This window comes from Escherichia coli, assembly GCF_036503815.1.
GTDB classification, from domain to species: domain Bacteria; phylum Pseudomonadota; class Gammaproteobacteria; order Enterobacterales; family Enterobacteriaceae; genus Escherichia; species Escherichia coli_F.
Genome location: NZ_AP027765.1, coordinates 24,974 through 37,697, shown reverse-complemented (window position 1 = coordinate 37,697; position 12,724 = coordinate 24,974). Strand labels below are relative to the sequence as shown.

At 55.1% G+C, this 12,724-nt stretch carries 12 protein-coding genes; 10 read left to right on the top strand and 2 right to left on the bottom strand.

Going from position 1 to position 12,724, the window contains the following annotated elements:
- Nucleotides 1-8: 8 nt before the first annotated feature.
- The gene (gene vapC / locus AABJ99_RS23970) at nt 9-407 is read right to left on the bottom strand and encodes a type II toxin-antitoxin system tRNA(fMet)-specific endonuclease VapC (RefSeq protein WP_000911317.1); all 399 of its coding nucleotides are present in this window, start codon (nt 405-407) and stop codon (nt 9-11) included.
- Nucleotides 407-634 (bottom strand): toxin-antitoxin system antitoxin VapB, encoded by a 228-nt coding sequence (gene vapB, locus AABJ99_RS23965; protein WP_000450532.1) that lies wholly within the window; start codon nt 632-634, stop codon nt 407-409. Before vapB ends, vapC begins: the two co-directional genes overlap by 1 nt.
- An 81-nt stretch (nt 635-715) precedes the next feature.
- Between vapB and traI the strand changes: the two genes are divergently transcribed.
- The 10 genes from traI (at nt 716) to tcuR (ending at nt 12,646) form a co-directional block, all read left to right on the top strand.
- On the top strand, nt 716-5,986 hold the full coding sequence (gene traI, locus AABJ99_RS23960; protein WP_338387583.1) for a conjugative transfer relaxase/helicase TraI: 5,271 nt from the start codon (nt 716-718) through the stop codon (nt 5,984-5,986).
- Between the two features lie 19 nt (nt 5,987-6,005).
- Nucleotides 6,006-6,752, top strand: a complete 747-nt coding sequence (traX, locus tag AABJ99_RS23955; RefSeq protein WP_201524626.1) for a conjugal transfer pilus acetylase TraX — start codon at nt 6,006-6,008, stop codon at nt 6,750-6,752.
- A 54-nt stretch (nt 6,753-6,806) separates the two neighbouring features.
- The gene (locus AABJ99_RS23950) at nt 6,807-7,367 is read left to right on the top strand and encodes a fertility inhibition protein FinO (protein ID WP_097731806.1); all 561 of its coding nucleotides are present in this window, start codon (nt 6,807-6,809) and stop codon (nt 7,365-7,367) included.
- Nucleotides 7,368-7,499: 132 nt separating this feature from the next.
- A complete protein-coding gene (locus tag AABJ99_RS23945) occupies nt 7,500-7,712 on the top strand; it encodes a hypothetical protein (RefSeq protein WP_089574766.1) in 213 nt (70 codons plus the stop codon).
- Between the two features lie 630 nt (nt 7,713-8,342).
- Nucleotides 8,343-8,549 (top strand): Hok/Gef family protein, encoded by a 207-nt coding sequence (locus AABJ99_RS23940; protein WP_032355860.1) that lies wholly within the window; start codon nt 8,343-8,345, stop codon nt 8,547-8,549.
- A gap of 283 nt (nt 8,550-8,832) precedes the next feature.
- Nucleotides 8,833-9,090 carry a replication regulatory protein RepA gene (locus AABJ99_RS23935; RefSeq protein WP_000083845.1) on the top strand — a complete coding sequence of 86 codons (258 nt, stop codon included), beginning with the start codon at nt 8,833-8,835 and terminating at the stop codon, nt 9,088-9,090.
- A gap of 233 nt (nt 9,091-9,323) precedes the next feature.
- Entirely contained in the window at nt 9,324-9,398 is a 75-nt protein-coding gene (gene tap, locus AABJ99_RS23930; protein WP_001442103.1) for a RepA leader peptide Tap, read from the top strand.
- Nucleotides 9,391-9,873 carry a hypothetical protein gene (locus tag AABJ99_RS23925; protein WP_338387582.1) on the top strand — a complete coding sequence of 161 codons (483 nt, stop codon included), beginning with the start codon at nt 9,391-9,393 and terminating at the stop codon, nt 9,871-9,873. The genes tap and AABJ99_RS23925 overlap by 8 nt, the downstream gene beginning before the upstream one ends.
- Nucleotides 9,866-10,723: an incFII family plasmid replication initiator RepA gene (repA, locus tag AABJ99_RS23920; protein WP_097731804.1), complete on the top strand. Its 858-nt coding sequence runs from the start codon at nt 9,866-9,868 to the stop codon at nt 10,721-10,723. Before AABJ99_RS23925 ends, repA begins: the two co-directional genes overlap by 8 nt.
- 996 nt (nt 10,724-11,719) lie before the next feature.
- Entirely contained in the window at nt 11,720-12,646 is a 927-nt protein-coding gene (tcuR, locus tag AABJ99_RS23915; protein ID WP_097731803.1) for a tricarballylate utilization LysR family transcriptional regulator TcuR, read from the top strand.
- Nucleotides 12,647-12,724: the final 78 nt, after the last annotated feature.

The window sequence follows — 12,724 nt, the reverse complement described above, 5'->3', positions numbered from 1 at the left end:
TGAACAGGTCAACTCCAGTCTTCAATTCTCAGGCCGCCCACACGTTCAAATTCCCGGGTGTTATTAGTCACAATAATCAGTCCCCGACTGCGGGCATGACCTGCGATCATTTGATCAAATGGCCCGACAGGGCGTCCCTGACGGGCAAGTTCTGCTCTTATCTGGCCGGTGTGTGTGGCAGCAGCAGCGTCGTAATCCAGAACGTCAATGCGGGAAACAAATCCCTCGATCACAGCGAGATTACGTTCAGGCATCTGGCTTTTTTCTGCACCATATATCAGCTCCATCAGAGTGACCGAACTGATGCACATTCTCCCCTGGTTCAGGTTAAAACGTTCCCTGACACTGGCGGGTTTGTTCTTTATCGTAAAAATGCAGATGTTGGTATCGAGCATAAACTTCAGCATCAGAATGACTCCCTTTCCTGCATACCAGGCTGTTCCCTGTTATCCATAAAATCAGCGCTGACACTGTTTCCGTCGAACCATTCGTCCCATGTCTCTCCGGCAGGCGTAATGATTCGGGTTCGTCCGACAGCAATCACTTCAACGCGTTTTACGTTTTCCGGCAATGCAACCGCTTTTGGCAGTCTGACCGCCTGGCTGCGGTTGCTGAGAAATACGGTGGTTTCCATTATTTGCCTCCTTATGTGGATATGTCTTGTGTATATCCATTGTGGGATTGATGCCGGGATATGTCAAAGGGATATACGTTTATGATGAGTATTGCGCAGGTCAGATCGGCCGGAAGTGCCGGGAACTATTATACCGACAAGGATAATTACTATGTGCTGGGCAGCATGGGAGAACGCTGGGCCGGCCAGGGGGCTGAACAACTGGGGCTGCAGGGCAGTGTCGATAAGGATGTCTTTACCCGCCTTCTGGAGGGCAGGTTGCCAGACGGGGCGGATTTAAGCCGCATGCAGGATGGCCGTAACAGGCATCGTCCCGGCTACGACCTGACCTTTTCCGCTCCCAAAAGTGTCTCCATGATGGCCATGCTCGGGGGGGACAAACGTCTTATTGAAGCACATAACCAGGCCGTGGATTTTGCTGTCCGTCAGGTGGAGGCGCTGGCCTCCACACGGGTGATGACGGACGGACAGTCAGAAACGGTGCTGACCGGTAATCTGGTGATGGCACTGTTTAACCACGACACCAGTCGCGGTCAGGAACCACAGTTACACACGCATGCGGTGGTGGCTAATGTCACGCAGCATAACGGCGAATGGAAGACACTGAGCAGTGACAAAGTGGGGAAAACGGGGTTCATTGAGAATGTGTACGCTAATCAGATTGCCTTTGGCAGGCTCTACCGGGAAAAACTGAAAGAGCAGGTTGAGGCGCTGGGCTATGAAACTGAAGTGGTCGGTAAGCACGGTATGTGGGAAATGCCGGGCGTACCGGTGGAGGCCTTTTCCGGACGCTCGCAGACTATCCGGGAGGCCGTCGGGGAGGACGCCTCGTTGAAATCCCGGGATGTGGCGGCACTGGATACGCGAAAATCCAAACAGCACGTCGATCCTGAAGTCAGAATGGCTGAATGGATGCAGACGCTGAGGGAAACCGGGTTCGACATCCGGGCGTATCGTGACGCGGAGGATCAACGGGCGGAGACCCGCACGCAGGCGCCCGGGCCTGCTTCACCGGACGGGCCGGATGTGCAGCAGGCGGTGACACAGGCGATTGCCGGATTAAGTGAACGCAAAGTGCAGTTTACGTACACGGACGTGCTGGCCAGAACGGTCGGCATACTGCCGCCGGAAAATGGTGTGATTGAACGGGCACGCGCCGGTATCGATGAGGCCATCAGCCGTGAGCAGCTTATCCCCCTCGATCGTGAGAAGGGGCTGTTCACGTCCGGGATTCATGTGCTCGATGAGCTGTCAGTCCGGGCACTCAGTCGTGACATCATGAAACAGAACCGGGTGACCGTACATCCGGAGAAAAGTGTCCCCCGGACGGCCGGTTACAGCGATGCGGTCAGTGTTCTGGCACAGGATCGCCCGTCGCTGGCTATTGTGTCCGGGCAGGGCGGTGCAGCCGGGCAGCGTGAGCGGGTGGCGGAGCTGGTCATGATGGCCCGGGAGCAGGGGCGGGAGGTGCAGATTATCGCCGCTGACCGTCGCTCGCAGATGAACCTGAAGCAGGATGAACGGCTGTCCGGTGAGCTGATAACCGGACGTCGTCAGCTGCAGGAGGGCATGGCCTTCACGCCGGGCAGTACTGTTATCGTTGACCAGGGCGAAAAACTCTCCCTGAAAGAGACGTTAACCCTGCTGGACGGTGCTGCACGTCATAACGTACAGGTCCTGATAACCGACAGCGGGCAGCGAACCGGTACAGGCAGTGCACTGATGGCCATGAAAGATGCCGGGGTGAACACATATCGCTGGCAGGGGGGAGAACAGCGGCCGGCCACCATCATCAGTGAACCGGACCGTAATGTCCGCTATGCCCGGCTGGCAGGAGATTTTGCGGCCAGCGTGAAAGCCGGAGAAGAGAGCGTGGCACAGGTCAGCGGGGGACGGGAACAGGCCATACTGACACAGGCCATTCGCAGTGAGCTGAAAACACAGGGCGTGCTCGGACACCCGGAGGTAACCATGACCGCCCTGTCACCGGTCTGGCTGGACAGCCGGAGCCGTTATCTGCGGGATATGTACCGTCCGGGGATGGTGATGGAGCAGTGGAACCCGGAGACACGCAGTCATGACCGCTATGTTATCGACCGGGTGACGGCGCAGAGTCACAGCCTGACCCTGCGGGATGCGCAGGGTGAAACGCAGGTGGTGCGTATTTCCTCCCTGGACAGCAGCTGGTCGCTGTTCCTGCCGGAAAAAATGCCGGTGGCAGACGGCGAGCGACTGAGGGTGACAGGGAAAATTCCCGGACTCCGCGTCTCCGGCGGTGACCGCCTGCAGGTGGCATCCGTCAGTGAAGATGCGATGACGGTTGTTGTGCCGGGGCGGGCTGAACCGGCCACCCTGCCTGTGGCTGATTCACCGTTCACGGCACTGAAGCTGGAGAACGGATGGGTGGAAACGCCCGGGCATTCCGTCAGCGACAGTGCGAAGGTTTTTGCCTCCGTCACACAGATGGCAATGGACAACGCCACCCTGAACGGTCTGGCCCGCAGCGGTCGTGATGTCCGGCTGTATTCCTCACTGGATGAAACCCGTACTGCGGAAAAACTTGCCCGCCATCCCTCCTTTACGGTGGTTTCTGAGCAGATAAAGGCGCGTGCCGGTGAGACATTGCTGGAAACCGCTATCAGTCTGCAGAAAGCCGGGCTTCACACGCCGGCACAGCAGGCCATTCATCTGGCCCTTCCTGTGCTGGAAAGTAAAAACCTGGCCTTCAGCATGGTGGATCTGCTGACAGAGGCGAAGTCGTTTGCTGCAGAAGGAACCAGTTTTACTGAACTGGGAGGGGAAATCGATGCGCAGATAAAACGGGGTGATTTACTGTATGTGGATGTGGCAAAAGACTATGGCACAGGCCTGCTGGTTTCCCGTGCGTCGTATGAGGCAGAAAAGAGCATTCTTCGCCATATTCTCGAAGGTAAGGAGGCGGTCACGCCGCTGATGGAGAGAGTACCTGGCGAACTCATGGAGAAACTGACATCAGGACAGCGCGCCGCCACCCGCATGATACTGGAAACGTCCGACCGCTTCACGGTGGTGCAGGGCTATGCAGGTGTGGGTAAGACCACACAGTTCCGGGCGGTGATGTCAGCCGTGAACATGCTGCCGGAGAGTGAGCGTCCCCGTGTCGTTGGGCTGGGTCCCACACACCGTGCGGTCGGGGAGATGCGCAGCGCCGGCGTGGATGCGCAGACATTGGCGTCCTTTCTGCATGACACGCAGCTGCAGCAGCGCAGCGGAGAAACGCCGGATTTCAGCAACACGCTGTTCCTGCTCGATGAGAGCTCAATGGTGGGCAATACCGACATGGCACGGGCATACGCCCTGATTGTGGCCGGTGGCGGTCGTGCCGTGGCCAGTGGTGACACGGACCAGCTGCAGGCCATCGCGCCCGGTCAGCCTTTCCGTCTCCAGCAGACGCGCAGTGCTGCCGATGTGGCCATCATGAAGGAGATTGTGCGTCAGACGCCGGAACTGCGGGAGGCGGTATACAACCTGATTAACCGGGATGTGGAAAGGGCACTATCCGGGCTTGAGAGTGTGAAACCGTCTCAGGTGCCACGTCTGGAGGGCGCATGGGCACCGGAGCACTCCGTGATGGAGTTCAGTCACAGCCAGGAAGCGAAACTGGCAGAAGCGCAGCAGAAGGCGATGCTGAAAGGCGAGGCTTTCCCGGATGTCCCCATGACACTGTATGAAGCCATTGTCCGCGACTATACCGGCAGAACACCGGAAGCACGGGAGCAGACGCTGATTGTCACGCACCTGAATGAGGACCGGCGCGTGCTGAACAGCATGATTCATGATGCACGGGAAAAGGCCGGTGAGCTGGGAAAAGAGCAGGTCATGGTGCCTGTCCTGAACATAGCGAATATACGCGACGGGGAGCTGCGTCGTCTCTCCACCTGGGAGACACATCGGGACGCACTTGCCCTGGTGGATAATGTGTATCACCGGATTGCCGGTATCAGCAGGGATGACGGGCTGATAACCCTGCAGGATGCTGAAGGTAACACGCGGCTGATTTCGCCCCGGGAGGCGGTGGCTGAAGGCGTCACACTGTACACCCCGGACACCATCCGGGTGGGAACCGGTGACCGGATGCGCTTCACGAAGAGTGACCGGGAGCGCGGTTATGTGGCCAACAGCGTCTGGACGGTGACAGCGGTTTCCGGTGACAGTGTCACGCTGTCGGACGGACAGCAGACCCGGGTGATTCGCCACGGTCAGGAGCGGGCAGAGCAACATATTGACCTGGCCTATGCCATCACCGCCCACGGTGCGCAGGGGGCAAGTGAAACCTTTGCCATCGCGCTTGAAGGTACGGGAGGCAGCCGGAAACAGATGGCCGGCTTTGAGTCAGCCTACGTGGCCCTGTCGCGTATGAAGCAGCATGTGCAGGTGTATACCGATAACCGTCAGGGCTGGACGGATGCCATTAACAATGCCGTACAGAAAGGAACTGCCCACGATGTGCTTGAGCCGAAATCGGACCGGGAGGTCATGAATGCAGAGCGGCTGTTCAGTACGGCGCGGGAGCTGCGGGACGTGGCGGCCGGCCGTGCCGTTCTCCGTCAGGCAGGGCTGGCCGGGGGAGACAGTCCTGCACGGTTTATTGCACCCGGGCGCAAATATCCGCAGCCGTATGTGGCACTGCCGGCTTTTGACCGTAACGGCAAGTCAGCTGGTATCTGGCTGAATCCGCTGACCACGGATGACGGAAACGGGCTGCGGGGCTTCAGTGGTGAAGGCCGGGTGAAAGGCAGTGGGGATGCGCAGTTCGTGGCCCTGCAGGGCAGCCGTAACGGAGAGAGCCTGCTGGCTGATAATATGCAGGATGGTGTCCGGATTGCCCGTGATAATCCTGACAGCGGTGTGGTGGTAAGAATCGCCGGTGAAGGTCGTCCGTGGAATCCCGGTACCATCACCGGTGGTCGCGTGTGGGGGGATATCCCGGACAACAGCGTTCAGCCGGGAGCCGGAAATGGCGAACCGGTCACGGCAGAGGTACTGGCACAGCGGCAAGCTGAAGAGGCCATCCGCCGTGAAACGGAACGCCGTGCGGATGAAATTGTCCGTAAAATGGCAGAGAACAAACCTGACCTGCCGGACGGCAAAACAGAGCAGGCTGTCAGGGATATTGCCGGGCTGGAGCGTGACCGGTCTGCCATATCTGAACGGGAAGCCGCGCTGCCGGAGAGTGTACTGCGTGAACCACAACGGGTGCGGGAAGCGGTCCGGGATGTTGCCCGGGAAAATCTGCTGCAGGAGCGACTGCAGCAGATGGAGCGGGATATGGTTCGTGACCTGCAGAAAGAGAAAACCCTGGGCGGAGACTGATACAGGAAGATAAACGCTGATGACAACGGATAACACGAACACAACACGTAATGATTCACTGGCTGCCCGGACCGATACCTGGTTGCAGTCGTTGCTGGTCTGGTCACCCGGACAGCGGGATATCATCAAAACGGTGGCACTGGTGCTGATGGTTCTGGACCATGCAAACCGCATTCTGCATCTGGACCAGTCGTGGATGTTTCTGGTCGGGCGTGGGGCCTTTCCGCTGTTTGCCCTGGTGTGGGGGCTGAATCTGTCCCGTCATACGCATATCCGGCAGGAGGCCATTAACCGGCTGTGGGGATGGGCGGTGATTGCCCAGTTCGCATATTATCTGGCCGGCTTTCCCTGGTATGAGGGGAATATCCTGTTTGCCTTTGCAGTTACGGCACAGGTGCTGATATGGTGTGAAACGCGCACCTGGTGGCGTTCCGCAGAGACCATGTTGCTTCTGGCAATGTGGTTGCCTTTCTCCGGCACCAGTTACGGCATTGCCGGGCTGCTGATGCTGGCAGTCAACCACAGGCTGTACCGGGCGGAAGACAGAATGGAACGTCTGGCGCTGGTCGCCTGCCTGCTGGCTGTTATTCCGGCGCTTAACCTTGCCACCAGTGATGCAGCGGCGGTGGCCGGCCTTGTGATGACGGTGCTGACCGTTGGTCTGGTGTCGTGTGCAGGAAAATCATTACCCCGTTTCTGGCCCGGGGATTTTTTCCCGACGTTCTATGCCTGTCATCTGGCTGTGCTGGGCGTTCTGGCGCTGTGACGGGTATGGTATCTTTGGCCGCAAGAGGATGATTCGTCAGAGGCAGAACACAGCATGACAGAGCAGAAGCGACCGGTACTGACACTGAAGCGGAAGACAGAGGGAACAGCGCCTGTCCGCAACCGGAAAACCATCATCAATGTCACCACGCCACCAAAATGGAAGGTGAAAAAGCAGAAGCTGGCGGAGAAAGCGGCTCGGGAGGCAGAGCTGGCGGCAAAAAAAGCGCAGGCCAGACAGGCGCTGTCCATTTATCTGAACCTGCCCACACTGGATGAAGCCGTGAACACCCTGAAGCCCTGGTGGCCGGGATTATTTGACGGTGACACCCCCCGGCTTCTGGCCTGCGGTATCCGGGACGTGTTACTGGAAGACGTGGCGCAGCGGAATATCCCGCTCTCGCATAAAAAACTGCGCAGGGCGCTGAAGGCCATCACCCGTTCAGAAAGCTATCTGTGTGCCATGAAAGCCGGTGCCTGCCGGTATGACACGGAAGGGTATGTGACGGAGCATATTTCTCAGGAGGAGGAAGCGTATGCGGCAGAGCGTCTGGATAAAATCCGCCGCCAGAACCAGATAAAGGCAGAACTTCAGGCCGTGCTTGATGAGAAGTAAAAAAAGCCTCCATCAGAGAGAGGAGGCAGGGAAATAAGGCTTAAAAGGAAATAACTTCCGTACCCGAAAGGAAGCCAATTCAGTAGATTATTTAACACCATAATACTGACGGGTTAAAGAGGAGTGATAAAGATGAATGGATTCAGAAACAGTTCACGGAACGGTCAGGTCCGGCGCTGGCAGCGTGCCGGAAGCCGGGCCGTTATTCTGGAGGTCAGTGGACGCTGGATGGAAGCGGCAGAAGGATGGCGACGGGCTGCCTGTGTTGCGCCCCGGACAGACTGGCAGCAGTTTGCCCGAAAAAGGGCTGAACACTGCTACCGGCGCTGCCGGGGAAGGGTGTAACGAAAAAGCAGCCTTCATTACTCCAGGAGTCAGAAGGCTGAAAGGAGTTTATGAGATTTGCTTTTTTAATATCCGGTCGGGCAATATGACCAGTCAGTTCTGAGTAGCACAGAGTTTTTTCCGTATTAAGTCGCGATTTTATATTTTGTGATTAATGTCACGAAATAACGTCTTATTCAATGTGCGCTGCAATATTCAGGATTGCCTGAAATACAGGTGTACAGGTGCCATTTATTTGTTATGGATAATAATATGAGGAAATATATTCTACTGGGATTATTTATTTTTTCATGGTCGGTATTGTCTGCAGATGTTCACGGGCAGATTTATGCACCAGACGGAATGAATGTTAATTAGTTTATGAATACAACAGGGGCTGATCAGCAATCACCGGAACATCGTAGCTGACGCGTTCGCAATGCTCAGTTGTCCCCCCCGGAAACGGGAAAAAGTAAGTTTTCCCCCGCTCCCGGCGTTTTTGTAACAAAAACAGGCAAATGGGGGTAATAGTCAGCAACAGGGAATGTGGTATTATCGCGGCGGGTGTCTGAGCCTTTCTGGTTCAGGCAAGACGCAGGTACCAGAAATGCGAAGACCCCACTCGTTAATCCATTAACTCGTGAGGTCTGCATGAAGTACCTTAACACTACTGATTGTAGCCTCTTCTTTGCAGAGAGGTCAAAGTTTATGACGAAATATGCCCTTATCGGGTTGCTCGCCGTGTGCGCCATGGTGTTGTGTTTTTCACTGATATTCAGGGAACGGTTATGTGAGCTGAATATTCACAGAGGAAATACAGTGGTGCAGGTAACTCTGGCCTACGAAGCACGGAAGTAAGCTGCCGGGCGGGGACGGAAGTCCCCGCTTTCCGGAAGTGTGAGGTATTTCAGGGGCAGACACCCTATATACCAGAAACAGCCGGTCCCGCCCGGGGCCGGCACCCTGGCTAAGGCATTTCCCGCTTTTCAGTCATTTCATTATCAAAATCACATTAAACGGTCGTAATCAGACATGATTTGTGCGCCAACACAGATCATCGTCACAACTTTCAAGTCGCTGATTTCAAAAAACTGTAGTATTCTCTGCGAAACGATCCCTGTTTGAGAATTGAGGAGGCGAGATGTCGCAGACAGAAAATGCAGTGACTTCCTCATCAGGCACCAAGCGTACATACCGGAAAGGTAACCCTGTTCCGGCCAGAGAGAGGCAAAGAGCTTCTCTGGCTCGCAGAAGCAACACTCATAAGGCTTTTCATGCGGTTATTCAGGCCCGGTTAAAAGACAGGCTGAGTGAACTGGCGGATGAGGAAGGTATTACTCAGGCGCAGATGCTTGAAAAACTGATTGAATCAGAGCTGAAACGCAGAGCGACTTCGTAAATATTCACATTCTTGCTTATCTCAGGAGTGAGTGGTAGATTGCTGATCGTTTAAGGAATTTTGTGGCTGGCCACGCCGTAAGGTGGCAGGGAACTGGTTCTGATGTGGATTTACAGGAGCCAGAAAAGCAAAAACCCCGATAATCTTCATCTAGTTTGGCGACGAGGAGAAGATTACCGGGATCCACTTAAACCGTATAGCCAACAATTCAGCTATGCGGGGAGTATAGTTATATGCCCGGAAAAGTTCAAGACTTCTTTCTGTGCTCACTCCTTCTGTGCATTGTAAGTGCAGGATGGTGTGGCTAATCATGAAACACATTCAGTAATAGCGGGTGGGATTGAACCAGATCTTCACATTGATTCCAGCAAGTATCCTCACCCGTTTTGCAGCCTTCTCCAGAAAAGGGCTCATTTTGACTCCTTCAAGCATCTGATCTTCATCAGAGGTTTGCTTGCAATAGAGCATGGCAAACGTAAAAATAAAATCAGCGCGTCGATGGTTAGTTTTTATGTTTCCCTCGTACAAGTAATGTGCGCACACTACATCCCTGATACGAACAAAGTTAACTTATCTGTTAAAGAGCTTTCAGTTTGTAGTGGAGGTTCATACACTCGTGTTTGGAGAACCCTCAAAACTCTTGATAATGATCTTCATCTCATCGCTTTTGATGGAGGAACCATCTGGTTCAGACCAGATATGTTCGAAACTTTACGTGTCGGCCCAGACGAGCTAGTTGCCGCCCGTAGGAGGGGGAATAGTGTTGGAGGGGGACATGGCTGATCTCCTTCAAAAATACTATTCACAGGTTAAAAACCCGAATCCGGTGTTCACACCCCGTGAAGGTGCCGGAACGCTGAAGTTCTGCGAAAAACTGATGGAAAAGGCGGTGGGCTTCACCTCCCGTTTTGATTTCGCCATTCATGTGGCACATGCCCGTTCGAAGGGACTGCGTCGGCGCATGCCACCGGTACTGCGTCGCCGGGCTATTGATGCGCTGCTGCAGGGGCTGTGTTTTCACTATGACCCGCTGGCCAACCGTGTCCAGTGCTCCATCACTACGCTGGCCATTGAGTGCGGACTGGCGACGGAGTCTGCTGCCGGAAAACTCTCCATCACCCGGGCCACCCGAGCCTTGACGTTCCTTGCAGAGCTGGGACTGATTATCTACCAGACGGAATATGATCCGCTTATCGGGTGCTACATTCCGACCGATATCACGTTCACACCGGCGCTATTTGCCGCCCTTGATGTGTCTGAGGATGCAGTAGTTGCTGCGCGCCGCAGTCGTGTTGAATGGGAAAACAGACAGCGCAAAAAGCAGGGACTGGATACCCTGGGTATGGATGAACTGATAGCGAAAGCCTGGCGTTTTGTGCGTGAGCGTTTCCGCAGTTACCAGACAGAGCTTAAGTCCCGTGGAATAAAGCGTGCCCGTGCGCGTCGTGATGCGAACAGGGAACGTCAGGATATCGTCACCCTGGTGAAACGGCAGCTGACGCGTGAAATCTCGGAAGGGCGCTTCACTGCCAATCGTGAGGCGGTAAAACGCGAAGTGGAGCGTCGTGTGAAAGAGCGCATGATTCTGTCACGTAACCGTAATTATAGCCGGCTGGCCACAGCTTCCCCCTGAAAGTGACCTCCTCTGAATAATCCGGCCCGCACCGGAGGCATCTGCACGCCTGAAGCCTGTCGGCGAACAAAAAAACAGCACCGCATACAAAAAACAACCTCATCATCCACCTTCAGGTGCATCCGGTCCCTCCTGTTTTTGATACAAAACACGCCTCACAGACGAGGAATTTTGCTTATCCACATTTAACTGCAAGGGACTTCCCCATAAGGTTACAACCGTTCATGTCATAAAGCGCCATCCGCCAGCCTTACAGGGTGCAATGTATCTTTTAAACACCTGTTTATATCTCCTTTAAACTACTTAACTACATTCATTTAAAAAGAAAACCTATTCACTGCCTGTCCTGTGGACAGACAGATATGCACCTCCCACCGCAAGCGGCGGGCCCCGACCGGAGCCACTTTAGTTACAACACTAAGATACAACCACCAGAAAAACCCCGGTCCCGCGCAGAACTGAAACCACAAAGCCCCCCTCATAACTGAAAAGCGGCCCCGCCCCGGCCCAAAGGGCCGGAACAGAGTCGCTTTTAATTATGAATGTTGTAACTAGAAATCTTCGCTGCTGTCAGTCTTCTGGCTGGAAGATTTGAAGTACACGCTCGTAAGCGGCCCTGACGGCCCGCTAACGCGGAGATACGCCCCGACTTCGGGTAAACCCTCGTCGGGACCACTCCGACCGCGCACAAAAACTCTATCATGGCTGAAAGCGGGTATGGCCTGGCAGGGCGGGGGGTGGGTAAGGTGAAACCTGTCAATCCGTACCGGCTTACGCCGGGCTTCGGCGGTTTTACTCCTGTGCCATATGCAACAACGAAGTGCCGCCTTCCATGCAGCTGACGCTGCATATACTGGTGACGATCACCAAACTGCCCCTATTCTGAAAAGTCAACTAGTCGGTTGTTTTGTTATGCGCGCCATTCTCTACTCAGTGCTTTCTTCTGACAGCATGTTGATTTAATGTAAATATCCCAGCCTTCTCCGGAGAATCGCAATGGAACTTCGCCAGCTACGTTATTTTGTCCGTATTGTGGAAACCGGTAGTATGGGCATCGCGGCGCTTGATCTCGGCATTGGTGTCTCAGCACTCAGTCAACAGATGACGAGGCTGGAGAATGAACTCTCCATTCGTCTGTTGCAACGAACCTCGCGCGGCGTCACGCCCACTAACGCCGGTCTGGCTTTTTACTCGCAGGCACAATTGGCGCTACGCCACGCCGATGATGCGATCTTGGCCTCTCGCGAGGCGCGTCTCTCTGGACACGTCAGCGTCGGCATGGCCCCCAGCACCGCCTCCATCCTGGGAATACCGTTTATTCATGCCATGCGGGAACATTACGCCGACGTTCGCCTGCATGTGGTGGAAAGCCTGTCGGGTAATCTGGAACGGATGATCAACACGCGCCAGATTGATCTGGCGGTCGTGTTTCAAAAAGAGAAAATCCTGCGCTGGAACGCCAGACCGGTTCTTGAGGAGCGCCTGTTTCTGATTGGCACACACGAGCTGCTGGCGGATATTCCGGATGACACCATAACGCCTGCTCAACTGGCGAATATTCCCCTGATCATGCCAAGCCAGGGACACGGCCTGCGTGGCAGACTGGAAGCCATCTGTCAGGAACACGGACTGAAGGTCGATATTGCCACGGAAATTGACGGCCTGACGTTACTGATGCGCGCCGTTGGCAGCGGACTCGGCGCCACGCTGCAACCCGGTGCAGCCATTTCTCATCTTGAGAGGGAAGCGCTAAGAGTGATCGGCGTCCATAATCCTGTCCTCAGCCGCCCCAATTTTCTGGTCAGTCTGTCGGACGATGAACTCACCCCTGCCGGTCTTGCAGTCCGCGTAATACTCACAAAAGTCATGCGTGAACTCGTTAAAACCGGTCATTGGCCGGGCGCAACCCTTTACGCTCCCTAAACCCATCTTTAGCTATTCGTTATAGCGCCCATACAATCATACGTATACATTTCAATTACAAATTTAACAAATAGTTAA

Bases quoted from the DNA above. Each gene is read 5' to 3' on its own strand.
- AABJ99_RS23935 (WP_000083845.1), top strand. From the start codon at position 8,833: ATGTCGCAGACAGAAAATGCAGTGACTTCCTCATCAGGCACCAAGCGT.
- traI (WP_338387583.1), top strand. From the start codon at position 716: ATGATGAGTATTGCGCAGGTCAGATCGGCCGGAAGTGCCGGGAACTAT.
- AABJ99_RS23940 (WP_032355860.1), top strand. From the start codon at position 8,343: ATGAAGTACCTTAACACTACTGATTGTAGCCTCTTCTTTGCAGAGAGG.
- vapB (WP_000450532.1), bottom strand. From the start codon at position 634: ATGGAAACCACCGTATTTCTCAGCAACCGCAGCCAGGCGGTCAGACTG.
- repA (WP_097731804.1), top strand. From the start codon at position 9,866: ATGGCTGATCTCCTTCAAAAATACTATTCACAGGTTAAAAACCCGAAT.
- vapC (WP_000911317.1), bottom strand. From the start codon at position 407: ATGCTGAAGTTTATGCTCGATACCAACATCTGCATTTTTACGATAAAG.
- traX (WP_201524626.1), top strand. From the start codon at position 6,006: ATGACAACGGATAACACGAACACAACACGTAATGATTCACTGGCTGCC.
- tcuR (WP_097731803.1), top strand. From the start codon at position 11,720: ATGGAACTTCGCCAGCTACGTTATTTTGTCCGTATTGTGGAAACCGGT.
- AABJ99_RS23945 (WP_089574766.1), top strand. From the start codon at position 7,500: ATGAATGGATTCAGAAACAGTTCACGGAACGGTCAGGTCCGGCGCTGG.
- AABJ99_RS23950 (WP_097731806.1), top strand. From the start codon at position 6,807: ATGACAGAGCAGAAGCGACCGGTACTGACACTGAAGCGGAAGACAGAG.